This window comes from Reticulibacter mediterranei, from assembly GCF_016587455.1.
Genome location: NZ_BNJK01000001.1, coordinates 360863 through 385755, shown reverse-complemented (window position 1 = coordinate 385755; position 24893 = coordinate 360863). Strand labels below are relative to the sequence as shown.

Sequence of the window (24893 nt, the reverse complement as noted above, 5' to 3'; positions counted from 1 at the left end):
GAGGGCTGTGACGGGTCGAGAGCTAGAGTCTGTTCGTGCTTCCATTTCGAATCCTGGGGAGGCGAGCACCTATTTTTAGCCTCAACGCCTGTGCGTAGTTTCTTCATTTGATTGAGAACCTGGTAGAATAACGTGTATGAAAAGAAAACCTCTCGTGTATCTCATTTGTGGATGTATCGGTGCTGGTAAAACGACTTTTGCAAAGAAGCTAGAAGAACAAACAGGTGCAGTCAGAATCACGAAGGATGAGTGGTCAATTCGTTTCATTGGAAACGATCCTACCATCGATGGATATTGAATGGATCGCCAATTTGCTACATCAGCAAGATGATAAATGCAACGCGGAAGATGAGTTTGCGGAAAACCATGCTTCTCATTCATCTAAAATTTGCCATATTTCTATATGGAGCCTATCCATTTCTTGGGACGAAGCGCTGCAATTGATCGAGAGCTGAGCTTCTCAAAATACAAAACAATGGCCGAAGAAATCGCAGATCACGAGATATAGAGAGGGGGAAACATGTCTATGGCTATCGTCAGATGGGCCATAGACATGTCTTTTTTACCCTTCCTGAAACAGGTTCTGGAGTGGCTTTCTCACTTCAAAAAGGGGATTTCGCGAGTTGACTCCACTCATCTCCAGTCATGTGACGCCCTTCTGGCACGTTCTGTTTGGATTTGACTGAAACGGATACATATTGAGGGTGTAACAGCTACTGAGACAATAAAAAAGGAAGCTGGTCAGATTCTGAAGATGGGCAGTTTCGTTGCTTCTCATTCTTCTCACGCTTTTCGCTTGTTCCTTTCTGGAGACCCCCGACACGAATTTACAGGCTACTGATGCTAACACGATCAGGCCTTGGCATCCCTGCCTTCTAATGGATAGCCTGCCTGTTCCCACTCGGCCAGTCCACCGGCAAAGTGCAGCAGCTGGGTATAGCCCTGGTTCTCAAGCACTTTACCGAGAGCGGTACTGGCAATACAGGTTCGGTCGGAGCAGTAAACGACAATCTCGTCTTCTTTGCGAAGCTCGGCCAGCGCGCCCTGGATGGTGGAGAAGTACAGGGAACCAGGAATATGTTTCATCTGGTACTGCCACTCATTCAGAGCCATCACCAGACGAAAGGATTCATCGTGGTCCATTTTCTGTTTCAGCTCTTGATGGTCAATGGTTCTCAATATTTTCTCCTTCATCACGTTTTACTTCGCTGCTTGTACCTGCTCGATTTGTTCCTCAATGGTATTCTCATGTATCACTGTGGCTTGAGCAGGACGAGAGACGTTTTAATTGCTCTTTTCCTCGCCCTCTACGCGCAAAATGATTTTTCCGCGCGTGTGCCCTTGTAGGGCCTGCTCAAACGCCTGGGATGCCTCTGAGAGAGGGAAGACCCGCTCGATGATTGGTCGGAGCTGGCCTGTATCTATCAGGTCCCCGATGTGTATGAGCTGTTCTCGATTGGGCTTGACGATAAAAAAGAGCTCACGCACACCAAAGGCGGCAGCCTGCTCCTGGGATGGGGGGCTAAACACACTCAGGAGCAGTCCGCCCTTCCTTAGAACGCGCCAGGAGCGATCTACTGTCTCACCGCCTATGGTATCAAGCACTATATCAACATCACGCACCACATCCTCGAAACGCGTGGTGGTATAATCAATGATCTCATCGGCTCCCAACGTGCGTAGGAATTCATGATTGCGTGCAGAGGCTGTCGCGATCACAGTGGCACCAGCCCACTTTGCCATTTGAACCGCCATGCTTCCTACGCCACCAGCGGCACCATGAATGAGAAGAGATTGCCCACTGGTAAGCCCTGCGTGCTCAAAAAGCGCTTGCCATGCTGTCAGTCCAACCAGGGGGACTCCGGCTGCCTGTATATGCCCAAGGGTTCGTGGCTTGGGCGCCACATCAGTCGCGCGTGCGATCGTGTACTCCGCAGCCGCGCCATCCCTCCAGGATTCGGTGAGCGCATAGATAGCCTCTCCTGCGGCTATACCAGCGACGCCGGGTCCCACTTCAACGACCTCGCCAGAAACATCATGACCTGGTATGGGATGCTGACGTTCGATACCAGCCGGTGTTTGCCAGGTTTCCGACCAGGTAGGTTCCTGCCACATCACACTTGTCGCATGGACACGAATCAGGACTTCTCCTACTCCTGGCTGAGGTTTCGGTGCATCTTCGAACACAAATTGATCGGGTCCGCTCTGACTATATAGGCGAATAGCTTTCATCTCTTACATGTCTCCTTTAAAACGTACATATGCAGCCTCAGCGTTCATCTCCACACTTGTATTTTTTTATGGCTCTCTGTTGGCTCTGGCTTTCTTACGCTTTTGCCGCAATGACCTCAACTTCAACGAGAATTTCCGGGTAAATCAATTCGGTAACCACAGAAAACATGCCTGCTGGACGAAACCCACCCAGGTAACGGCCTCGAACTTGAATATAGGCCGATTTATCCTCCGCGTGAATCAGATACTGGTTGACCTTCACGATATCGGCTATCCCCATGCCAGCGGATTCCAGAGTTGCCAGAATATTCTTCCAGGCCTGGTTGGTCTGCTCCCCAATCGTCTCTGGTATGGTTCCATCAAGCTTGATGCCTGGCGTTCCGGACACATACAACCAGCGAGCATTACCTGGGACCTCTACCCCATCACTGTAGCTATCATTGCCGCGACCAATCTGCGCTGCCACCCCTATATTGTGGATTGTGTTCATTCTTCGTCTCCTTGGTTATCCCTATCTCGATTTGAGAGCATATGCGAGAAAGCTCAACGTTCCTTTCAAAGGACATTTTCTCTCAAACAACATCGGCATGCGAGTCATCTTCTTATCGGTCCAATAGATCCTATTCTAGAAGTAGTTCCCTTCTTCGAGATCCTGGAGCAGCGTGGGGTGTACTGGCTGCCACCCCAGCAGCTCGCGGGTCAGCGCGCTCGACGTCGGGTTGTCTCTTGAGGAGAAGGGTCCGAGCCAGCTAAAGTGCTTGCCCGCGTCCTCTGGAGCGATGGAGACCACCGGGAGATTGAGATGCCGACCGATCGCCTCGGCGATAGTGCGGGTCGGCACGCCCTCTTCCGCGACTCCGTGCAGCACCGATCCCGCTGGGGCCTTCTCCAGCGCCAGGCGAAACAAGCGAGCAGCATCGAGTTGGTGCACAGCGGGCCAGCGGTTAGAACCATCGCCGACGTAGCCGGAGACGTCCTTCTCACGGGCGATAGCGACCATGGTCTGCGTGAAGCCGCCTCTTTTTGTGTCGTGAACCGAGGGGGACAGTCGCACGATCGATGAGCGCACGCCGCGCCGGGAGAGAGCGAGCGCCGTGTTCTCCGCTACGACCCGGGGGGCGACCAACCCGGCGTCGGCCACGTCCTTTTCCGTCCCGAGACGCCCTTGCGGGAGAAAGAATGTGAGCATCAATGTTCCCGAGGTGATCACAAACGGCTTGCCGGAGCCTTCGAGCGCTGCCCCAATTGCCTGGACGGCGTGCAGATCCGTGTTCACAGCGCCCTCGTAGTCCGCGAAGAAGTCGTGGATAAACGCGAGGTGGATGACGCCGTCGGATGCAGCCGCTGCGCTGCGCAGGCTGTCAAGATCATCGAGGGAACCACGATGCACCTGTGCGCCGGCGGCAACAAGCGAGGCCGCAGCTGCATCTGAGCGCGCTAGGCCGAGGACCTGATGGCCCACCTCGATCAGTTCGCGGACGATGGCGGAGCCGATAAAACCGGTCGCGCCAGTAACAAAAACTCTCATGGGAAAATCCTCCATTAATAAACGTACGGTTAGGATTTCGGTCGTGTGGACAATACCTTCTCATGGTTTTTTAGGATTTGACCATAGAGGGTCTTCATCTTGATACATCGAGCACGATTTTTCCTTGATGGTGCCGCGTCTCCAGTCGCTCATGAGCTAACTTGGCCATTCCGAGGGGAAACACCTGATCAAGGTGAACCGTCAACTGACCATGGTCCACCAGCTTCGTTAGTTCGGCCAATTGTCGTCCATCAGGGCGGAAGTAGAGTACGTGCGTGTCAATATGACGGGTGGGTGTCACCTGCTCAAGGTCGACAATGCTGACGAGCCGTCCCCTCTCGCGTATCACCTGCATACTTCTTGCCGCTGTCTCTCCCCCAACACAGTCCAGGACCGCATCGATGCCCTCAGGATGAGCCGCGTGGACAGCCTCCGCGAAGTCCGTTTGCGTATAGTCAATGGGCTCGCTTGCTCCCAGTTGCTGAAGGTACGGGTGGTGCTCGTTCCTTGCTGTGACCATGACGTGTGCTCCAACGCGCGCAGCCAGTTGGACAGCAAGCGTGCCGGTTCCTCCCGCCGCACCGGTAATCAAGAGCGTTTCTCCCGGTTGGATCTTCAGCTGTTCGAAAATCGCCTGGAAAGCGGTTAGCCCGTTGATGGGAAGGGCTGATGCATGCAGGGCATCGAGCGAGGAAGGCATTGGAGCGATGAGATTCGCAGGGACAGCCACGGCAGAAGCATAATGACCAATGCCGACCTGGTATGTCGCGCAGATCACGTGGGTTCCCACATCCCGTCCCGTGACTGCCTCTCCCACCTTTGCAATGATCCCTGCTGATTCCCAACCAAGAACGAGCGGAAACTGTTGCCCTTCTAATACTATGCTTCCTTGCCGCGTTTTCACATCCCACATCCCGACGCCGGTTGCCTGGACGTTGATGAGGACTTGCTCTGGGCCACAGGATGGCACAGGCAGATCCACAAGCTTGAGTTGATCAGGGCCGCCAAAGGCGGTAATGGCGATCGCTTGCATGCGTTGTTCCTTGTCTATCACTGTTTTCTCTCCTTTCTGCGATCATCGAAAGAGAGCCAGGCGATGTAGCGGGCGAACACGAGGCGTAGGTGGATACGTGAGCGTGGGTGCCTGCCATTTTGTATGGAGAAGAATTGTATGCATCCGAAATAAGCTTTCTGTACGTTGTGAGAAAAGCACATTGACCGTAAGGCCATTTTTATCCTGGCTTGCTTTGTTATGATCTCGGTCAGTGTACCGCGAGGAGGCGAAAAAATCATGGGCCAAAAAGGGTGTTTCCAACGGCAGGCATGCCAGTAAGGAATCCACACAAAAGTGGTATCGACCATCCTACCATGCGTCTGATAATCCTGGCTTCTGGAGGGATCTGGGTGAATACGTCAGCAAGATCTTGACACCTGAACGAACTTTAGGGGACAATACTCTGAAGAGTGGTTTCTTTCCCAGCAGTAAAAGTGGGCAGTGCAAAAAATCAAAGTCAGGAAGGAGGGGCGACCATGGATAGTGCAAACTACGGAGACAGCTCGAGTAGGTTCCCCACACAGGGACCACTCGACCAATTGCTGGCAGCCAAATTTTTTGTTCCTACACTCCCAGGCACCTATTTTGCCCGTCCCCGTCTCACTGCTTTGCTTGATGCTGGACTTCAAAGTCAGGCCATTCTTGTCTCCGCTGCTGCTGGTTTTGGTAAGACGACCCTACTTTCGGGCTGGGTTCGTATGTTCAGACCCAATGATCCGCACACGGCCTGGATCTCTCTCGATACATGCGACAACGTACCATCCCAGTTCTGGATATATGTCCTGGCTGCTCTAGAACGTTGTAAGTCGGGGATCTCTGCCCTCCCTTTGACGTTCTTGCAAAAAGAGTCCCAACCAGCATGGCAAGCAATGCTCACGGCCTTGATCAATAACCTGGCCCAGTGTAGCGAACGTATGGTGCTGGTTCTAGACAACTATGACAAGATTACCGAACCAACCATTCATGCTCTCATCTCTTTTCTCGTTGAGCACCTTCCGCCTACCCTGTGCTTGGTTCTCTCCACACGCGCAAACCTCCCATTCTCGCTTGCCCGGCTGCGGGCACGTGTGCAGATCCAGGAATTACGGACCGAACAGCTACGGTATACGCAGGAGGAGACAACGATCTTTCTCCGCAAGGCAGTGGACTTTCGCTTTTCCGAGCAGGATATGCAAGAGGTGCAATCCCGCACACAGGGTTGGTGCGCGGGATTGCACCTGGCAGCACTTGCCTTGCGGGGACGATCGAACCCAAGAGATCTGCTCCATGAGCTCCATGGAAGCCAGCGTGCTATCCTTGAATACCTGCTGGATGAAGTGGTTCAACAGCAGTCAAGCAGAGTGCAAAATTTCCTGCTGCAAACCTCAATTCTGGACCGTCTATTTCCTGCCCTGTGTAATGCAGTGTTAGAGCAACAGGACAGTCAATCCATCCTGGAGGAAATGGAACACGCCAATCTGTTTCTCAGCCCGCTCGATGAAGAGCATCAGTGGTATACGTACCATCCCCTGTTTGCCGAGGCGTTACGTCATCGTCTACAGCAAATCTCCCCAGACAATGTTTCCATACTGAACCTACGGGCCAGTCAGTGGTACGACAGCCATCTTTATGAGAACGAGGCCATCCAGCATGCTATCTATATTCAAGAGTGGTCCAGGGTAACAGAGCTTATCGAGCGCATTCCGAGCCAGAGCATCTGGAGTCGGCTAAATGCCCCATTCTGGATCGAACACCTGCCTCCTGATGTTGTTCGTACGCGACCGCGTTTGTGTTTGGCATATACTCATGCTTTATTTTGGAACACTCCTTCTCGTATCACGAAAGATTGGCTGCGCGATGCCAGGATGGCGTGGGCGGTTCTCCATGCAAGGGAGGAAAATGCTACGGGAATTACGCCAGCACAAAAGCCAGAGGCCTCGACTCGTCTTCTGGGCGAGATTGCTGCCTTGCAGGCTGTGGTCGTAGGCTTCTATGATGGTGATGCAGGAGCCACGCGGGCTTATTGTAATGAGGCTCTCACCCATCTTGTTGAGCAGCAACAAGCGGCTCATGTCCAGGTTACTTTCGCTCAATCCTTGGCCGCTTTATCTCTGGGGCACTTCGAACTTGCTATTCAGTTGCTGCAAGCAGGAAATACAGCCGCGGCAGCTGAAGGAGATACTGCTCTTGCAAACATCTGTCTGACAAGGGCAAGCTGGGATATTACTATGGCTGGCAGATTGCATGACGCCTGGCAGTTTACTGAGCATACCATTCAACGGGCACAAACTCCAGATGGGCATTTGCCAGTTACTGTCTGTTGGACATATGCCCGTCAGGCAGATATCCTGCGTGAATGGAACAGGCTCAAGGAAGCTCAGCATCTCGTTGAGCAAGCAATCCAATTTGGGGAACAGGCTGAAATCACCGCTCTGTTGCCGCTGGGATACACTATTTTGTTGAAGCTCGCACTCTCACGAGGAGATTTAGAAGAAGCCGCCAGGGCAAATCAATTGCTGGAAGACTCCTGGAAAAGGATGCCGGCGCCGTATTGCTATGCGCTCTACAGTAATGTGGATCAGGTTCGTTTCTGGCTTGCGTGTAGGGATCTGGAACGAGCCAGGCAATGGGCTAAGAATCTGGAACGGGAAGAACCGCTGGTGTCCCCGTTGGCACGAGAACGGCAGGGCGTTTCGCTTGCCAGAATAGCGCTTACCGAGTCCCAACCTGATAGGGCGCTGGCTTTGCTGGCACCGTTGATCGTGCGGGCGAAGGCGACGGGGCGGTGGGCCCATGTTTTGGAAATGTGGTTGTTACAAGCCCAAGCTTACCAGATGCGTCTACAGAGCCAGGAGGCTCTTGCCACGCTTGCCCAGGCAGTCAATCTGGCAGCTCCCGAAGGCTACATCCGTTGTTTTGTGGACGAGGGGGTCCAGATGGCAGATCTGTTAGGCCGACTGAAAAAACAAGGACACCAGGGAGACTCGATCTCCTATCTGGAGACGCTCCTGACCGCCTTCGATGATGCACATGAAGTACAGATGAGGCAAGCGAAGAAGGAGCAGTCAGATGTAAGTTCGCCGTTGCTCGACCTTTTGAGCGCGCGGGAATACGAAGTGCTGAGACTGGTTGCGCAAGGTGCCTCTAATCAGATGATTGCAGAAACGCTGGCGATCTCAAATGATACGGCCAGACACCATGTGAGTAATATTCTCAGCAAACTCGGAGTGACCAATCGCACACAAGCAGCAATACGGGCCCGTATTCTTGGCCTGCTCTCTTCAGCATCATAAAGCCTCCACGCATTACTTCATGGAAAATGTGACTCATGGGTCTCTTTTTGGCTCGTCGCAGGAACCATCCGTCGCGCTCTGTAAATTCTGGCTGTCAAGTAGGCGGAATTCCGGTCTAAAACCCGGCATCAGACTGACGCTTTTCCATTACTTGGAACAACGGAAAGATCGGGTTTTGCCATCAGAGAGACCGGTTCTTTGCCACGCAGACGGTAGGAAGACCCACGTAAGTAAAATGATGCCGTCTAACATACTAAGTACCTTTCTCTACTAGGGCTGAAGTGAACAAGACGCTGGTAAAACATAGAAACGAAATGTCGCCCCACGACGTAAACGATAAATCTGGTGTCCTTCCTCCACACACCATTTGATGACTTGCTCCCATAATCCTTCAAACTCAAAGGTATTAATAATCCGCTCTGGGGCAAGGACTTCGTGATACACGCCGGAGAACGCATATTCCCTGCCCTCAGTGTCTCGCTGGATAAAGCGCCATTGACCGCCGGATCTCATATCTATCTTATCCACTTCAGTTGAAAGGTAGCGCGGTCCCCACCACTGCGGTAGAAGCTTCGGATCAGTGATGACTTTGAAAACAAGCTCGCGTGGCGCGTCGAATTCGCGTGTGATGAGGATCTCCTGGTGACCTGGCTGCGCATGAATCTTTGTTTCGTTCTGGTTGGTCATTTCTCTTCCTTCTGTTTTTCGCGCTCAAGGACTGCATCCAACACTTCAAAGCGCTCGCTCCATCGCTGCCTCGTTTGTTGTACCCAGACCTCAAATTGGGAGAGCACCTGTGGATTGAGGCGATAGAGGCGCTTTTGCGCCTGTTTTTCCATCACCACCAGATTTGCCTCGCGCAATACCTTGAGATGCTGCGAGATTGCCTGTGGGCTGACAGAAAAGTGCTCACAGATTGCAGTCGCGGATAACTCGCCGCTGCTGGCGAGCAGTTCTAAAATGGACCTTCGAGTTGGATCTGCAAGTGCAACGAACATATCCATGCCAATATTATAAAGTAACTGCTTAATTAAGTCAACGCTTAAGAGGAAAGAACGGCTCTTGCTTGTTCACCTCATGCATTCTTATGATATCTGATTCGTTCTCAAACATCATTCATTCATATGATGTCTGTTTGGCCCTCTCTGAATAGACTATAGTGGTGGCCAGAAAAATTGAGTCCTCATTCTGGAAATAACAACCGGACGGGATCTATCTTTAGGGAGCGTTCTGACGCTAGCCTTGAGAGGACTCCAGGCTTCTGGACAGCGCTGTAAAAAGGTGTCCAAATCCAATCACCTGCAAAGGGCGATGGATGCGCCTCAACGCTTTTACCATAAAAACGTGGAGCAATCACGAAACAGGGAGAACGAGTCATGCTTGAAAAAACAAAAATAGGTGAGTTGAAGCAGCGTATCAATGCGGCGCGATCTTGCGGCCAGAGCCTTGATCAAGGCATCCAGCAGACGTTGGAGGCCTGTTTCGGCCTGGACCTCTCAGCCGTCAGGGTGCATACCGGGGAGGCGGCCAACGCGCTTGCCCACACGTTAAACGCTGATGCCTTTACCTGTGGTAGAGACATTTTCTTTGCTTCTGGTGCGTATCAGCCTCAATCAAAGGAAGGGGTGCGGCTCTTAGCGCACGAGATGTCTCATGTCATCCAGCAAGCGCTGGGTCAGGTTGGCCCTCAAACAGTCCTGGATGATGTAGTCCTGGGGCAACCGGGCGATCAGTGGGAACACGAAGCAAAGGTTATTGCCAACAAGGTTGTTGAGCGCCAGCCTGTGAGCATCGCGTCCGGCCTGGACAGTAGAGCCTTAGTCTCTCGCCATAGCAGTACCGCTCATCCTCTCATCATCCAGTGCCATGACTCTTTTGAGCATCGTGCCCTGGGAGATGTTCCAACTAATGATTTGTATGCCATTTCCACCAACGGCACTCAACGTGCTGAGATCCTCCAGCGCGAAATAGATCTGCTCTGGCTCTGGCATCAGAACCCGGAAAGCGTGACAGAGAGCCAGATCAATAAGCAGTGCCCCTGGATCAGAACGCTAACCTTGTCTGGCAGCGGGTTGCTCGTCACTTATGGAGAACTTAATGCTCTGCCCGACTATGTTTCTACCCCCTCATCTATCGATACGTTGCCCCAAAACATTCTTCTCCCTCTGTTACAGTACATTCGACAGGAGGGCTATATCCAGCTTAATAAGCTGCTCGGCAAAAACGTAAATGATAAATTTCAGGGTTCCGTCTATGCTCCCTCGCCGAACGTGCCCAGTCTCATCGATAAGCTCCTACAATCCCAGGCCGTCGATACCTTAACCCAGGGTTTGGGCTTGAGGGGCGAGGACCATTACACAGGTCTGTTGGCTCGTAACGCCTGCCATTTCGCCCCATATTCGTGGTATCGCTGGCAGTCATCCTACTTGATCGCCCGCGACCTGGCCCTGCGTGCCTACAAGACCTCTGATCCCAATGAGCGTATCCGCCTTACCTACCAGGCCTGGGTCTATCACGGCTACGCCGACCATTTCTTGCAAGACTCTTTCGCCGCCGGACATCTGGTCAACAAAAACTTGATTATGCAGTGGTTCATCGAATGGGCGGCAACGCAACAAACCCTGCTTGTTGCCGACTGGGATATTATCAAGTCTCTGACGACCAATCTCCAACCGGGATTATCCGGGCGTCAGCTCTACAACCTTGACTATAGTGGGCTATCCAATGACCCGCAAACCGTTGAAGATCAACCAACATACGCGCAGCGCCTACAGGCAACAGGCCTTCTCTCAAGAGCATCCAAACTGGATGCCGTCTATCAGCAATACCTGACCTTCATGGGGAGCCTGATCACACAATCCTCTAGCAGCCTTATTCACGATAACTACAATGCCAAATCCCTCTGGGTCGGCTCGATTGCCCACCCCAACGCATACGAAATCTGGGGTGACGCCACTCTATTGAGCGGGGCGAACGGAGGCGATGGGACGCGCATCACCAGCGAGACCGCTCAACAGTCTCAACAGAGTATCCTGGATCTGCTGGCAAGTGGGAAGACCGACGTGACGACTCAGCAATTGCGCAATCGCTTCCCCACAACCGTCCGTGATAGTACTAACCAAATGCTGAGTCTGGAAAAGTGGAATGATACACAGCAGATTTACTGCAATAATGAGATCTTTCCAGAGGTGCACGATATCATCGTGGGCCTGGCTAACCCTCGCATCTATGCCGTCTCAAAGGATCAAGACCTCACTTCCCCCTGGAGCGCCAGTTTGCCGAACAGTGGATTTGCTGTCACCAGTGTCTTGAACTATAACAGCCGCATGTTTTCAGCCTCTCAGGGGTATATATACGAAATTGACCCCAAAAACGGCTCCATTTTACACCAGTTGCTCGTGACAGGTTCGGTCGGCGCTGGCAACTATGAGACGCGCCTTGCTACCAACGGACAAATGCTTTTTGTCGGAGTGCATGGCTATGTCTATGGTGTCAATTTGAATGATTGGTCGAAGGTTGCCTGGAGTACCAGTTTGCCCAATGCTGGATACACAATTGTCGATGTTCTAAGCTCCAATACCAGTCTCTTCGCCGCCTCCAATGGGTATGTCTATCAACTCAATCAAGCGAATGGTCAAGTTACGCAAAACTTGACTCTGAGCAGCATTGGCACAGGTGACTACACCCCCCGTTTAGCGACAGATGGGCAGTTTCTCTTCATCGGTATGCATGGCTACGTCTATGGTGTCAACCTGAGTAGCTGGTCAAGGATTGCCTGGAGTACCAGTTTACCCAATGCTGGCTATACTCTTGTCGATGTGCTCAGTTCCAACGGTAGCCTGTATGCCGGTTCAAATGGGTATGTCTATCAACTCAATCCCCGCCAGGACCAGGTACAACACAGTTTGCTTGTAACAGGCTCTATTGGGGTGGGAGACTATACAACACGGCTCACCACGGACGGACAGAAGCTCTTCGTTGGCGTTCATGGCTACGTCTACGGCGTCGATCTCAATACCTGGTCGGGGACAATGTGGGCCGCGAATCTTGCTGATAATCGCTATGCTGCTGTCAATGTGCTGAGCTTTAATAGTCAACTCCTCGCCGGATCTTATGGTTACGTGTATCGTATCGATCCGGCAAATGGACAGGTTATTCGTCGTGTGCTCCTCAGCAGCACTGTCGGTACTGGCGATTATGAAACACGTATGCTCATCAACGACGAGAGCACGATGTTCGCAGGAGTGCATGGCTACGCTTACGCTGTTACTCTGCACGCTCCTCCCCCCTCGACAACAGAACAATTTCCGCCCGTCTTTCAATCTTCAGATGGCATCGGCGGCTATGATCTGAAAGACGCGGCTGACCAGACGCTTGCCTTCGACTATGAGCACAGTGGCAATCAGGATTACCTCGTGCTCTATCGTCCAGGAAAGGGTATACTCTGGATTCTGAAGCACAATGATGACATAGAAGGACAGTTTCTACCTGTTTATCAGACAACTAATGGCATCGGGAATTTTCCCCTCAACAATGCTGCTGATCAGGTGCTTGCCTTCGACTATGAGCACAGTGGCAATCAGGATTACCTCGTGCTCTATCGTCCAGGAACAGGTAATCCGGGAACAGGTCTGATTTCCATCGTGAAGCATACTGGTAATACCTTTACCACCATCTACAATTCTACCAGTATTGGGGGCTATAGTCTCGACAATGGAGCCGACCGGGTGTTTGCCTTCGACTATGAACACAGTGGCAAACTCGATTACCTCGTGCTCTATCGCCCAGGAACAAGCAAGATCTCTATTGTGAAGAACAACGGTGGCACTTTCACTTCTGTCTACAGTTCAACAACTGGCATCGGAGGCTATGACCTCAAGATTTCCAGCGACCGGGTGTTTGCCTTCGACTTTGAGCATAATGGCAAGCTGGATTACCTCGTGCTCTACCGCCCGGGCGGAGGAGCAATCTACATCGTGAAGAATGATGGTGGCACCTTCACGGCCGTCTTTGCATCAGGCAGTGGCATCGGCGGCTACGACCTCAAGGTTTCCAGCGACCGGGTGTTTGCCTTCGACTTTGAGGGAACCGGCAAGCTTGATTACCTGACCCTGTACCGCCCAGGAACGGGCACGATCTGGATCTTATTGAACAGTGATGGACAATTTACGTCCGTTTACCAATCAGGCAACGGTATTGGCGGCTATAACCTCCTGGATGCGGCTGACCAGGTGCTTGCCTTCGATTACGACCACAGTGGTAAACCAGGCCATCTTGCCTTGTATCGACCGGGCGCACAGATAATGTGGATATTGGGACACAATCCTTCTCAATTCTCCCCGATTTATCGAACAACAACTGGCATCGGAGGCTACGACCTCAAGAGTTCCGACGATCAGGTGTTTGCCTTCGACTACGAGCACAGTGGCAAGCTGGACTACCTTACCTTGTACCGCCCAGGAGCAGGCGCAATCTACATGGTGAAGCATACCAATGGAACCTTCAGTAACGTCCTTGCATCAGGCAGTGGCATCGGAGGCTATGATCTCAAGGTTTCCAGCGACCGTGTGTTCGCCTTCGATTATGAGCATAGTGGTAAACTCGATTACCTTGTGCTCTACCGCCCAGGAACAGGCACAATCTACATCGTGAAGCATGATGGTAACACCTTCCACAGTGTCTTTGAGTCAAGGTCTGGCATCGGAGGCTACGACCTCAAGAGTTCCGACGACCGTATGTTCGCCTTCGACTACGAGCACAGCGGCAAGCTGGATTACCTCGTGCTCTACCGCCCAGGAGCAGGCACAATCTACATTGTGAAAAATGACAATGGGACTTTCCGTAACGTCTTTACATCAGGCAGTGGCATTGGCGGCTATGATCTCAAGGTTTCCAGCGACCGTGTGTTCGCCTTCGACTACGAGCACAGTGGCAAGCTGGATTACCTCGTGCTCTACCGCCCAGGCGGGGGGGCGATCTACATTGTAAAAAATGACGATGGAGCCTTCCGTAACGTCTTTGCATCAGGAGGAGGCATTGGGGGCTACGACCTCAAGAGTTCCGACGATCAAGTCTTTGCCTTCGACTTCGAAGGAAGTGGGAGTGCAGACCACCTTGTCTTGTATCGACCCGGAGCAGGCACAATCTGGATGCTGAGGAATGAGGGCGACAACACTTTCACGATCGTTTACCAGTCGGACAGCGGCATCGGAGGCTATGATTTGCGGGTTGGAAGTGATCGGCTGGTTACCTTCGACCACGACCACACTGGCCTGGAGGATCATCTTATCACCTATCGGCCCGGTGCAGGCACGCTCTGGATGTTCAAAAACAACAACGAGTAGATCATTTCGGTCACTCTGGCATTGTTAGCACTTTGTTTGAGGGTCCATTCTACTACGACGTATCAGGAGAGGAACCTGACGCCAATGTTAGTATTGGTGTCAGGTTCCTCTGCGTCTTTATTGCTCCTACAGAGGAAAATGATTTATCCTCCAGGGGTAGAAGAACATGGGGAAGCCTGTAACTTTTCTCATCCATTGTGTGTTTTATCTGATGTGTGTCCATTTCCAATCATTGTGACTGTCTCTGTAGGACGAACCCTAGATGTACTATTGTCATCTCTACTACCACCATTCCCTAATCTCGTGCGATGAGAGCAAAGACATTGGAGAACTATCGACGATGACATATACAATTTCTACCTTGCAATTCTGCCCCGTCCCTGGGACTGATAAAGCGCCTTCTTCCCACCTGCCTGGGCAAATGACGCCCCTCTTAGGACGTGAGCAAGAACACGCTACACTCTCTGCCCTGCTGCGTCGTCCCGATCTTCGCCTGCTCACCCTCACCGGTCCAGGAGGCGTTGGCAAAACACGACTCTTGACTGCTCTTGCTCATGACCTTACAGCAGGCTTTGCGGATGTAATTTGCTTAGTGCCTTTGGCCGCACTTCGCGATCCTGCCTTCGTGCTCCCAACTCTTGCTCAAGCGCTTGGGCTTAGAGATGGCAGTGTTCGCTCGATCCTGGAAGAGTTCCAAAAGGTGTTTGGCGGGCAGTCGCTGCTACTGCTGCTCGACAACTTCGAGCACGTGCTCTCTGCCGCTCCCAGGCTTGCTGATCTGCTGGTCGCTTGCCCGCGCCTCACTATCCTGGTCACGAGCCGTGCCCCGCTGCGGCTCTACGGGGAGCACGAGTTCGCTGTGTCTCCTCTACCTCTGCCCGATCTCAAGCGCCGGCAAACCCGTGAAGCCCTCTCGCAGTACGCGGCTTTGACTCTCTTCGTCGCGCGTGCGCAGGCCATCAAGCCAGATTTCCAAATGACAGAGGCCAATGCACGCCCCATTGCTGAGATCTGCGTACGCCTGGATGGTCTTCCTCTGGCGATAGAACTGGCTGCCGCACGGATTCGACTGTTGTCGCCACAGGCCCTGCTAGCACGCCTATCCCGTCGTCTGGAAATCCTGACTGGCGGCCCATGTGATCTCCCTGCTCGCCAGCAGACCTTGCGCGATACACTTGCGTGGAGCTATCACCTCTTGCCTTCTCAGGGGCAGCAGCTCTTCCGCTGGCTTGCGGTCTGTACTGGCGGCTGTACGCTCCAGGCTGCCGAGGTGCTCGCGCAGGCCGCAGGACTTGCTCCAAACACCATTCTGGATGAAATAGGTTTGCTCGTGGAGAACCACCTGCTGTGCCAGGTGGAGCAGCCTGATGGGGAACCACGCCTGATTATGTTGGAGACGGTGCGTGAGTACGGGCTGGAGTGCTTGCAAACGGGTGGGGAGCGCGCTGCTGCACAACAGGCCCACGCACGCTACTACCTGTCCCTGACGCAACAAGCCGAGCCGCATCTGGAGGGTTCTGAACAAGTGATCTGGCTGAACCGGTTGGACCGTGAGCAGGAGAACCTGCGAGCGGTGCTTGATTATGCAACGACCGGAGGGGAGGAGGAGATCGAGCACGCGTTGCGCCTGGGAACGAGCCTGGCTTGGTTCTGGTATATACGCGGCCATGTCAGTGACGGGCATCGCTGGCTAGACTGGGTACAGACAGAACACCGGGGGAATCCGACAGTGCGTGTTCGGGCACTCAATCAGGCCGCACGGCTGGCGATCTGGCGCGATGAGTATGAGTTGGCCCAGGAGTTGAGCAGTGAGAGCCTGGCGCTCTACCAGCAGATGGGTGATATCCGAGGGATGGCTCTGTCCTTGTTCCTGCTGGGCGATGCCGCTCAGGACAGGAGCAATTATTCTAGAGCACGCACCTTGTACGAGCAGGCGCTCGCGCTCTACCAGCAGGTGGGCGATCAGATTGGAAGTTCGTATGCTCTGGCAGCCCAGGCCTATGGAGCCGCCAGCCAGGGACACTTCGCCAGAGCACGTACCCTGGCCGAGGAAGCGCTGGTTCTCTTTAGAACGCAAGGGGATAAACAAGGGATGCTCTATGCCCTCGTCCGCCTGATACGCTGCCTGTATTTCTCGCAGGTCGATCCACCCAGAGCACAGAGCCTGGCCAGGGAATGTCTCGCACTGAGCCGAGAAGTCGGATACAAGCAGGGGATTGCTGCTGCCCTGAGCTACTCAGGCCTGCTGGCGCTCCAGGGGGGAGACGAGATCACCGCCCGATCCCATCTGGAGGAGGCTTTGCAATTGCGCAAGGAGCTGGCAAGCCCGTGGGGCATCGCCAGGGGGACGTATTATCTGGCAGGGTTGAGCCTGGCTCAACGTGACTACGCCACGGCGCGTAGGCTCTATGAAACCTGTCTGGCAATGGTACAAGAGATCGGCGATAAAGAGTTCCTCTCCTCCTGTCTGGAAGAATTGGCGGCGGCAGTGATCGCCCAGGCCAATGAAGAAGATAGTGTCCAGAAGTCCTTGTGGGCGGGACATCTCTGGGGAGCAGCCGAACACCTGCGAGAAGCAATCTCTGCTCCTCTGCCTCCAGTGCATCGTCATGCCTATGAGCAGGCAGTGGCACTGGCACAAAGTTGCGCAGGTGAACACGCTTTGCGTACGGCCTGGGCCAAGGGACGAAGCATGACTTCTGAACAAGCTCTGACCGCGTGGCCGTCAGCAATGGCTCTCATGCCTACCCCGGACTCAGTACGCTCATCCGTTACTATGCCAGCGTGCCATGCTGTGACTGCTGCCGCTGGTCTGACTGCGCGGGAGATGGAAGTGCTACTTTTGCTAACTGAAGGGTTGACAAATCCCCAAATAGCCAGGCAGTTGGTCGTGAGCCTGCCAACGGTCAACACCCATGTCGCTTCGATCTTCAATAAGTTGGGGGTCAAATCACGCAGCGCGGCCACACGCCATGCCATCGAGCGCCATCTCGTCTGAGAACTGGCGCTTGGTTGGCTCACCTTTTCCCTCGGGGTTGCACCAACGTGCTGGAGCTTCTATACTTCTTTTCAGAAACTCCATGAAAAGGAGTTCCATCATCAGGAACCTTCTTCTCATCGGCATACATTCCCTGTTTATCGGCGCTGTTTGAGCATTGGCAATCCCTGTCGCGCTCCCAGAGTGATGAACGGCTCAATCTCTGGTCGATATCCAGGCGCAAGAAGAAGACAATAACGTTGAGCGATCGTTGCCACTAGTAAAGTCATCTCCATCATAGCAAAGTGCTGCCCAATGCAGCGGTGAGGCCCATTCCCAAATGGAATCCACGTGTCGGCTTCTCTGGCTTGTTGATGCAAGGAGGTAGGCAGATTGGCCCGTTCCGGGTCAAATCGCTCTGGCTGCACCCAAAAATCTGGGTGCCGATGAAGCAAGTAGGGACTCCAGATGAGGATGGTATTTTTCGGCACTGTATAGCCCCCAAGTTCGTCGGCTTCTCTGGCCTTGCGCATTTCCAACCAAGAGCCGCAAGGTCTCTTCAAGAATTAACCGGAGATATGGAAGTCGAGGCAGGTCGGCTCCTGTTGGTAGTCGTCCAGCCAGGACATCATCCAGTTCCTTGTGCAAACGTTCCTCAACCTGGGGATATTGTGCCAACAAACACCAAAGCCAGGTTAAAACGGTGGCAGTGGTTTCATACCAGTACCAGTTCACACCGAGCCAGCGGCCATACGTTCCCAGGTAGCCAATCCCAGGAAAGTGGGGATTGAACAAGCTCTGTGTGACGAGCCCTTCCTCAATCACCCCAAAGGCCAGCGCGAGGACGACGATTCGCGACCAGCTCAGGCTTCGTCGGCGTACTAGTTCACGGATGAGCACGGAGCCTGTTCCATTTAACGTTTGTCTCTCCCGTTCAAAAATCTTTTGGGCGATTCATCCCTTATGGCTCGATAAACACAGGCGTGAGGGAGACCGCAAGGTGTATCTGGCCCTCTTGCACCTGCGTTGGAATGGCCTCGCCAAACACATCCATCGCCTGGGCCTGTGACCAGGACCACTGCCACGACACGGGTGTGGCAGGATCGTCTTCGCCTGCAAGGGCATCGCGCCGCTCCCAGATGACAAACAGCAGACCTTGCTCACGCCGCTGCACTTCAAACAGGTAGATGCCTGGGTGTTCGGGCAGGTCGATCCGCTGCACGCGCTCGACATCTCCAAGCGCATCGACCATTCGGCGGAGCGTCTCTGCCGCCGGATAGGGCTGCTTGAACGCGCCCCGTTCGTAATCAAACAGCTTATGCTTGTCGAAGAGCAGATGCATCAGGTTGGCGCGATCAACCTTCTCGTTCGCCAGATTCCAGCAGAGCATTTTTTGGACGCCTCCGGAAAGGGCAAGCAGGCAACGCGAAACCACTTCGCGGCAGTTGATCCTATGGCGTTTCTCCTCCAGTTCGGCAGGACAACCCTCCATAAACATCTGGACTTGTGGCGGCAGTGTGGCCATCTGTTCGTACAGTTCGGCTACCGCGTCGCTCTGTGCCGCCTGTGCCTGCGAGTCGCTCTGTGGGTATGCGAGCATCCGCTCAAAGAGCCGTTGCAATATGGGCAGGTTCTCTGCGAAATTGAAGAAGCTCGGACCGTTGTACTCACCACAGAAGATGGGCTTCTGATGGCCCAGAGCAGCCATTTTCTGACGGACGACCTCGATGTTTGCTGGGATAGCATAGTGGTCTCCATACAGATGCAGATCGAAGACATCGAAGTCGTTAGCGCTTTCCTGCAGCAGATGATCAAAAAAGGCGTGCTCCGCTTGCGCGTCAGGGTTCTGGGAGTCGGCTGACGAATGGAAGGCATCAACCGCGCCAGCAAGAACCACGATGGCATTAGGATCGGCAACTTTGACGGCACGCGAGAAGACCTTGAGCTGATTGGCGTAGTCGGCAGCTGTCCCTTCCCAGAGCAGGGGGTTGGTTGGCTCATTATTGCATTGCCAATAGTGCACCCGTCCCTGGCAATGAGTAACCAATGTCAACACAAAGTGCTCAAACTCCTCTGGATGCAGGGCCGGGGACGGCGGCTGGAAAGTGGTTGCATGCCTGGTGGCCCACTTAGAACTCGTATTGAGGGTGATCCACACTTCGTCGGACGGCCCCAGTTGATCCAGCAAGGTGTCAACGGCCTCCCAGACGAAGTGTCCCTGCTCTGGCTCGATCTGGTCCCAGAAAAGGAAGAGCCTGACCAGGTGCGCTCCCAATTGATGGACCTGCGGCATGAACACGTCTGCTTTGATTCCCAGGTGCCCATAGAGTGGTCCTCGCACGATGCCAAGCGGGGAACCTTGTCCAGGGTGCGTCTCGCTTCCTAGTGCTCTTTTGAGAGCACTATTCTCTTGGCTCATATACTATACTCCTTCGGTTATGGGGTGATAACATTTTTTCGTTATGGCTACATATGAGCGCTTCTTCAAGCACCTGCTGGAAGTATAATGGGCAGCCAGATGAGGCACATCCTCCGGGGAGGTGGTTTTGTGGGTGGTTCTCAAGGCAAAGGAAAGCGTGGAAGGAGCGTGGGATTAGAACAGGTCCAGGCGGCGTGCCGCCTCATAGGCTTCCAGGCGATTGCTGACGCCCAGCTTCCCGTAGAGGTGTTTGACATGGTCCTTGACGGTGTTGACAGAGATGACCAGTTCTCTGGCGATCTCGGGGTTGCTCCAGCCGGCGACCAGGAGCCGCAAGACACGTTTTTCCTGTGGGGAGAGCCGCTCAAGCGGCGGACGACCGAAAACTGACGAGGGAGAGAGGAAGAGCGCCTCTTCGGGTCTTCTCGTCAGGGCGCGCAGGATCGTCTGTCCATAGGAACGCAGGGCTTTCTCACGAATGCCAGGCAGCAGAGACCGCAGCAAGTGGGCCAGGGGCTCTCCTTCGGTGAGGAAAATGCGGAGAAAGCCCTCGTTGTGTGCCTGGGAGAGTGCCTGCTGGAGCCATTTGCGGGCCTCGTTTTTCTGCTTGCGGGAAGCCTGAGCTAACGCCAAAAGCATTTGGATTTCGAGTTGGCTGCGCAGATGCTGCTTCTCCTGAGCCACCTGATACAGCTGCTCAAGCAGAAACACAGCCTCATTCACCTTTCCCTGCGCCATCTGGAGACGCGCCTGGAGGATATTCACCATCATCTGTTGGGCAAAGGAACGCTCCTCCGCTGAGTCTTCCAACAGCGTGAAACTGCGCTGTGCCGCCAGATAATCACCGGTTGCCAGGTGGAGGCGAGCTTGCAAAGCCAAAGCTTCAGAGAATAGTTCCCGGGTATCCTGCGTTGGCGTAGCTTGCAGACGAGCCAGGAGAGCGGCAAGTTGGAGCAAGGCTGCGGCATTCTGCTCCCGTGCAGAACAGAGAAGCGCAAGTAGATAAGCGGCTTGCTCGCTGCCTGCCTTTTCCACCTTTTGCGTCAATTCCAGCACTTCACTTGCTTGCTGTTCTGAAGTCTTCAGATCGTTCCATTCGAAAGAGAGCTGGGCTAGGCCGAGCAACGCCCGTACGCATTCCTCATTGTTCTCCTGCGATTGTCCCAGAGAGAGAGCTTGTCGATAATACTCACTCGCCTGAAGGAGTTTGCCCAAGGCCATAGAGACCTCTCCCAGCCTCACGTTGATTTCGCCTAGGAACTGCCTGTTGGAACTTTCCTGGCTGCATGTAAGCGCCTCCTGCAGAAGCTGTTTGGCCTCCTCAAAGCGTCCCTGATGCAAAGCGGCTGACTCGATAATTCCCAGGCAGATAATACGCCACTCCAGTATAGTCGCTCGCAGATCGTCAACATCATCTGAGCTTCTGGCTTCGAGCAACCTCAGGGCATTCGTGGCATGCTCCACTGCCTCCTGAGAGTATGACCTCTGAAGTGAAGCGATGAGCGCTCGAAAGGCGAAGGACAGACCAACCCAGGTCAGTTTCCCAAGGCTTTGCCAGCCTTCCTCGGCTCTTTGGAGCAGTTCTTCGATGCGTCCCTTGACTGCTCCGGGAGGAGTCGGCCCCGCCTCCTGAAACTGGAAGGTGAGAGCAGCGTAGAGACAGAGAGCTGGGTGAGCATGCACCACCATGTCCGGTATCTGTTCCAGCCACCCTCGTAGGGTTTGCAGTTCATAGCGCTGTCCGCTTGCGCCAAAGCTTTCTATTAACACTCCTGCACGTTCCACATCGTGGACATACAGAGCCGTCTCTATGGCTTCTCTTGCCAGCTCATGCTGCTCGTACCAGCGGCTCGCGTGTCTTGAGATGGCATGCAGTGCCTCCTCGCCTAGACGTTGGCTAGCCTCGATGCGCAGGGCTGAAGCCCAAAGAGAATGATATCGATAGCACAGTTCCGCCTCGTCCAGTGCTTCCAGAAAGAGGCCAGCGCGTTCGAGCGTTTCCAGAAGCGCAGCACTGTTATGCCTGTCGGTAACTACATCGCAGAGAGGGCCCGTCAGGCGGGGAAGTCCACTTGTCTGTAGTAAAAAGAGCTGAAGCGCCTCGGGTTGGGAAACAAGCACTTCACTGACAAAATAATCGAGCAGTTGGCCACGAAAGGTGCCAGAGGGCTGGCCCTCATTGAGGGTAGAAAGGTGACGTTCCACACCTTCCCGTGTCAGTTGCCCGGCCAACACCAGCAAGCGCAGACCGGCAGCCCATCCTTCCAAGAGTGTGTCGAGCTGTGTAATCGTTTGCTCTGAAAATGCAGATGCCGTAGTCTCTTGGAGAAAGTGGGTTGTTTCCTCTTGCGAGAAGCGAAGATCAGTACTAGAGAGTTCCTGGATGTCTCCGTGCGCGCGCCAATGCACGAGGGGAAGGGCTGGCTCATCTCGTGTTAAGATCATTACATGTATATGGACGGGAAGATGCTCAATGAAAAAGACCAGAGTCTCATGAACACGAGGTTCCACAATGCTATGGTAGTCATCCAGGATCAAGATGCCCTCACTCACCTGATGCGCGAGGTCATTGAGAAAGAGTGTCAGAGGGAGTTCCAGAGGGACAGACGCGAGTGGCGGCTCAAGGACAGAAACCCGTTGCAGATGCACGAGTGCCGTTTCCCCAATCCCTGGCTGCCAGGTTTGACAGGTACTAATAAGAGAACGCCAGAAATGCGTCGGGTCATTGTCTTTGGCCTCCAGTGAGACCCATGCGATATGAGACCCATTGCGACGATCTTTCTGTTTGCTCTGCCAGGAGTTGACGAGCGTGGTTTTGCCAAAACCGGCTGGCGCCCAGAGCAAGGTGAGCTTCCGTGAGCGCCAGGCATCAAGCTGAGCAAACAGACACTTTCGCTCGACCAGGACAGGTGGAAGACGAGGCGGACGGAACCTGGAAACGAGCAGAGGAGCAGATGGCAAGGGGGAAGAAGGCAGTGTGGAGGGATCGATATGAGAAGGGGTGGTATCGGTGAAGCGCTCAGCCACCTCCTCTAAGCGCGCAAGAGAGAGATCAGCAGTCCGACCCACATAGCGCTTGACGGTTCGCCCATGGAAAGAGCGGTAGCCATACCAATAGGGTCCGTTGCGTTGGACATGTTCTTTACGCACGGTATAATGCACTCCAGATTGACTCTGGAAGGCAAAGGAAGAGATATCTTGTAACCATGCGAACCAAGCAGAACGCTCCGAGATGATTTCACCGAGAGCAGAACTCTCGCTCCCCGAAAGTTCATAGGCGTGCGCAGACTTCGACCACTGTATGAGAGAAAGCCTTCGTTTGGGCATGCAAGCTCCTTAGGTAAGAAAGCGTGTTGAAATATATTACCTAATTCATTGTTTCTTCGAAAATATAGCACAGAAATCGTATTTAGGTAATAGAGGGAGGGGGAAGTTTCAGCAAAGGAACGGTTTTGACACACATAGCAGAGAGCCTTATCTCATTAAGCGAGTGCCAGTCGCTGGCTCATACCCACCAGTGGCTGGCCACCTTTGGCAATGCGGGCAACGGGCAGTACCGTGTTGAGCTGCGCTGGGCGCTGACCGCGATCGGAAGCTACCTGCGTGCCTACCATCTGCCCACGTCTCACGCGATTGTGCGCCTAGATGGCCAATATGGCACCAAAGCGGTTCTCCCCGATCTCGTGGCTACGTCACGCGCGGCAAAGACTATCGCATCCTGGATCAAGCCGCGATCCAGGCGAGGCTTTCGCTGCCCCCCGATCAACCGAAAGCGGGATCGTGCGCACCCTCTACGATTGCCCCGATCAGCCCCTGGACAAGAGTGGCGAACCGCGCTACCGCGTGGTGATTGCTACCCATCCAGTAGGGGCAACGAAAAGCCGGATTGGCGTGACGCGCGATGGAGTTGGTCTACGAACTCTTCTTGACCAACCTGCAGCCAACCGCTTTCACGACTGCCGACGTGGTGGCACTCTATCTGCATCCAACTGGTGCGTTCCCAGCGCCTGGAGGTAGAGCTTCATCCGTCTCTTGCTCCTCCACCTGCTTCGTTGCCTGAGGTCATCTCCCGCGTGCAACGTGCGCACTATCGCCTCACGTTTCAAGAGCGCCTGGCTCGCAATCGGCGTGCTCCATCGGCGTGTCAGGTGACGATCACGCAGATCGCGCGTTCCCGATCCCTTTGTCGCTTTTCTTGGCCTCCAGAGCGCCTAACGCTCGCCTCTCAGGAGCCATCATGCGGTTCGGACCGGCTGGCAGCTCCGCGTGGCGCCCCTTTGCCCTTTTCGCCCCTCATTTGCTCTTGCCTGAGTGAGGATGATATCATAGAAAGAGCGTCGCGTGTCGGTGGCGGACAGCGTCAGACATGGAGGCGCCATACGGTGAGAGGACAGACATGTCTATCAGATTCAACCACACGATCGTTGCCGCCCGAGATCGGCACGTCTCGGCAACCTTCTTCACGCGCCTCTTTGGCCTTCCCGAATCAACCGCCTGGGGACCATTCGTCTCGGTCAGGCTGGACGAGGGCGTCTTCCTCCAGTTCGCTGAACCAGGTATCAACGACATCCAGATGCAGCATTACGCCTTCCTCGTCGATGACCGGAGTTTCGACGAGATCTATGCGCGTATCCTCCAAGATGGGATCGAACACTGGGCTGATCCCCAGGCGACCCTGCCCGGTCGCATCAATACCAATCACGGCGGACCGGGCGTCTACTTCCGCGACCCAACTGGGCACGGCCTGGAAATCCTCACTCGTCCCTATGGTTCGGCCACCTAACGGGCAGGGACACAGCGCTTCCTGTCCTGTGTTCGCTGGTTGACAGCACCTCAAGTTTTTTCTGTCTCCAGCTTCCTCTGCATACAGAGGAAGCTAGTACACTGAGGGAGAAATCACTCCATGATTCACAGAAATTGAGTCTTTTTGAGGGCAACACATGGAAAGTGAGACAAGCTCAAGGAGTATCGCGGAGAAAAGATACCTGGTGGAGGAAGCCTGGAAGGGACGACATTCCCTGTGCGGGCCAATCAGCTCAGATGCTTGGGCCTTCTTCAATTGCGCGG

At 54.0% G+C, this 24893-nt stretch carries 16 protein-coding genes and 1 pseudogene; 6 read left to right on the top strand and 11 right to left on the bottom strand.

Going from position 1 to position 24893, the window contains the following annotated elements; all coding sequences use genetic code 11:
- Nucleotides 1-136 precede the first annotated feature (136 nt).
- Entirely contained in the window at nucleotides 137-298 is a 162-nt protein-coding gene (locus K3T83_RS57720; RefSeq protein ID WP_220201286.1) for a P-loop nucleotide/nucleoside kinase family protein, read from the top strand.
- Between the two features lie 554 nt (nucleotides 299-852).
- Here K3T83_RS57720 and K3T83_RS01860 read toward each other — a convergent pair.
- From K3T83_RS01860 to K3T83_RS01840, 5 genes are all read right to left on the bottom strand, one after another.
- The gene (locus K3T83_RS01860; protein WP_220201285.1) at nucleotides 853-1179 is read right to left on the bottom strand and encodes a rhodanese-like domain-containing protein; all 327 of its coding nucleotides are present in this window, start codon (nucleotides 1177-1179) and stop codon (nucleotides 853-855) included.
- Between the two features lie 105 nt (nucleotides 1180-1284).
- A complete protein-coding gene (locus K3T83_RS01855; protein WP_220201284.1) occupies nucleotides 1285-2232 on the bottom strand; it encodes an NADP-dependent oxidoreductase in 948 nt (315 codons plus the stop codon).
- Nucleotides 2233-2326: 94 nt separating this feature from the next.
- Entirely contained in the window at nucleotides 2327-2722 is a 396-nt protein-coding gene (locus K3T83_RS01850; RefSeq protein WP_220201283.1) for a RidA family protein, read from the bottom strand.
- A 135-nt stretch (nucleotides 2723-2857) separates the two neighbouring features.
- The gene (locus tag K3T83_RS01845; RefSeq protein WP_220201282.1) at nucleotides 2858-3760 is read right to left on the bottom strand and encodes an SDR family oxidoreductase; all 903 of its coding nucleotides are present in this window, start codon (nucleotides 3758-3760) and stop codon (nucleotides 2858-2860) included.
- 94 nt (nucleotides 3761-3854) lie between these two features.
- Nucleotides 3855-4814: an NADP-dependent oxidoreductase gene (locus tag K3T83_RS01840; protein ID WP_236064784.1), complete on the bottom strand. Its 960-nt coding sequence runs from the start codon at nucleotides 4812-4814 to the stop codon at nucleotides 3855-3857.
- Nucleotides 4815-5290: 476 nt separating this feature from the next.
- Between K3T83_RS01840 and K3T83_RS01835 the strand changes: the two genes are divergently transcribed.
- Entirely contained in the window at nucleotides 5291-8086 is a 2796-nt protein-coding gene (locus tag K3T83_RS01835; RefSeq protein ID WP_220201281.1) for a winged helix-turn-helix domain-containing protein, read from the top strand.
- A gap of 270 nt (nucleotides 8087-8356) precedes the next feature.
- Here the strand turns inward: K3T83_RS01835 and K3T83_RS01830 are convergent, their stop codons facing one another.
- Together K3T83_RS01830 and K3T83_RS01825 are read right to left on the bottom strand one after the other, a co-directional pair.
- The gene (locus K3T83_RS01830) at nucleotides 8357-8773 is read right to left on the bottom strand and encodes an SRPBCC domain-containing protein (protein ID WP_220201280.1); all 417 of its coding nucleotides are present in this window, start codon (nucleotides 8771-8773) and stop codon (nucleotides 8357-8359) included.
- Entirely contained in the window at nucleotides 8770-9084 is a 315-nt protein-coding gene (locus tag K3T83_RS01825) for an ArsR/SmtB family transcription factor (protein ID WP_236064783.1), read from the bottom strand. Before K3T83_RS01825 ends, K3T83_RS01830 begins: the two co-directional genes overlap by 4 nt.
- Before the next feature lie 378 nt (nucleotides 9085-9462).
- Here K3T83_RS01825 and K3T83_RS01820 point away from each other — a divergent pair, with 378 nt between their 5' ends.
- Both K3T83_RS01820 and K3T83_RS01815 read left to right on the top strand, forming a co-directional pair.
- Nucleotides 9463-14430 carry an eCIS core domain-containing protein gene (locus K3T83_RS01820; protein ID WP_220201278.1) on the top strand — a complete coding sequence of 1656 codons (4968 nt, stop codon included), beginning with the start codon at nucleotides 9463-9465 and terminating at the stop codon, nucleotides 14428-14430.
- A 340-nt stretch (nucleotides 14431-14770) separates the two neighbouring features.
- Nucleotides 14771-17428: a LuxR C-terminal-related transcriptional regulator gene (locus K3T83_RS01815; RefSeq protein WP_220201277.1), complete on the top strand. Its 2658-nt coding sequence runs from the start codon at nucleotides 14771-14773 to the stop codon at nucleotides 17426-17428.
- A gap of 137 nt (nucleotides 17429-17565) precedes the next feature.
- On the opposite strand, the pseudogene K3T83_RS56090 reads toward K3T83_RS01815, so the two are convergent.
- The 4 genes and pseudogenes from K3T83_RS56090 to K3T83_RS01790 all read right to left on the bottom strand — a co-directional run bounded on the left by K3T83_RS56090 (nucleotide 17566) and on the right by K3T83_RS01790 (nucleotide 23455).
- Nucleotides 17566-18142, bottom strand: a pseudogene (locus K3T83_RS56090) (cytochrome P450).
- Between the two features lie 226 nt (nucleotides 18143-18368).
- Nucleotides 18369-19826 (bottom strand): glycoside hydrolase family protein, encoded by a 1458-nt coding sequence (locus K3T83_RS01800; RefSeq protein WP_220201275.1) that lies wholly within the window; start codon nucleotides 19824-19826, stop codon nucleotides 18369-18371.
- A 174-nt stretch (nucleotides 19827-20000) separates the two neighbouring features.
- The gene (locus K3T83_RS01795; RefSeq protein WP_220201274.1) at nucleotides 20001-23153 is read right to left on the bottom strand and encodes a winged helix-turn-helix domain-containing protein; all 3153 of its coding nucleotides are present in this window, start codon (nucleotides 23151-23153) and stop codon (nucleotides 20001-20003) included.
- Nucleotides 23154-23308: 155 nt separating this feature from the next.
- Nucleotides 23309-23455 (bottom strand): hypothetical protein, encoded by a 147-nt coding sequence (locus K3T83_RS01790; protein ID WP_220201273.1) that lies wholly within the window; start codon nucleotides 23453-23455, stop codon nucleotides 23309-23311.
- Between the two features lie 25 nt (nucleotides 23456-23480).
- On the opposite strand from K3T83_RS01790, the gene K3T83_RS01785 reads away from it, so the two are divergent.
- Both K3T83_RS01785 and K3T83_RS01780 read left to right on the top strand, forming a co-directional pair.
- Nucleotides 23481-23843, top strand: a complete 363-nt coding sequence (locus K3T83_RS01785; RefSeq protein ID WP_220201272.1) for a hypothetical protein — start codon at nucleotides 23481-23483, stop codon at nucleotides 23841-23843.
- 379 nt (nucleotides 23844-24222) lie between these two features.
- Nucleotides 24223-24609 (top strand): VOC family protein, encoded by a 387-nt coding sequence (locus K3T83_RS01780; protein WP_220201271.1) that lies wholly within the window; start codon nucleotides 24223-24225, stop codon nucleotides 24607-24609.
- The last annotated feature ends 284 nt before the right edge of the window (nucleotides 24610-24893 follow it).

What these genes read in the sequence shown, in the direction of transcription:
- K3T83_RS57720 (WP_220201286.1), top strand. Translation starts at nt 137, where the DNA reads ATGAAAAGAAAACCTCTCGTGTATCTCATTTGTGGATGTATCGGTGCT.
- K3T83_RS01855 (WP_220201284.1), bottom strand. Translation starts at nt 2,232, where the DNA reads ATGAAAGCTATTCGCCTATATAGTCAGAGCGGACCCGATCAATTTGTG.
- K3T83_RS01850 (WP_220201283.1), bottom strand. Translation starts at nt 2,722, where the DNA reads ATGAACACAATCCACAATATAGGGGTGGCAGCGCAGATTGGTCGCGGC.
- K3T83_RS01845 (WP_220201282.1), bottom strand. Translation starts at nt 3,760, where the DNA reads ATGAGAGTTTTTGTTACTGGCGCGACCGGTTTTATCGGCTCCGCCATC.
- K3T83_RS01835 (WP_220201281.1), top strand. Translation starts at nt 5,291, where the DNA reads ATGGATAGTGCAAACTACGGAGACAGCTCGAGTAGGTTCCCCACACAG.
- K3T83_RS01830 (WP_220201280.1), bottom strand. Translation starts at nt 8,773, where the DNA reads ATGACCAACCAGAACGAAACAAAGATTCATGCGCAGCCAGGTCACCAG.
- K3T83_RS01825 (WP_236064783.1), bottom strand. Translation starts at nt 9,084, where the DNA reads ATGTTCGTTGCACTTGCAGATCCAACTCGAAGGTCCATTTTAGAACTG.
- K3T83_RS01820 (WP_220201278.1), top strand. Translation starts at nt 9,463, where the DNA reads ATGCTTGAAAAAACAAAAATAGGTGAGTTGAAGCAGCGTATCAATGCG.
- K3T83_RS01815 (WP_220201277.1), top strand. Translation starts at nt 14,771, where the DNA reads ATGACATATACAATTTCTACCTTGCAATTCTGCCCCGTCCCTGGGACT.
- K3T83_RS01800 (WP_220201275.1), bottom strand. Translation starts at nt 19,826, where the DNA reads ATGAGCCAAGAGAATAGTGCTCTCAAAAGAGCACTAGGAAGCGAGACG.
- K3T83_RS01795 (WP_220201274.1), bottom strand. Translation starts at nt 23,153, where the DNA reads ATGCCCAAACGAAGGCTTTCTCTCATACAGTGGTCGAAGTCTGCGCAC.
- K3T83_RS01785 (WP_220201272.1), top strand. Translation starts at nt 23,481, where the DNA reads ATGGCACCAAAGCGGTTCTCCCCGATCTCGTGGCTACGTCACGCGCGG.
- K3T83_RS01780 (WP_220201271.1), top strand. Translation starts at nt 24,223, where the DNA reads ATGTCTATCAGATTCAACCACACGATCGTTGCCGCCCGAGATCGGCAC.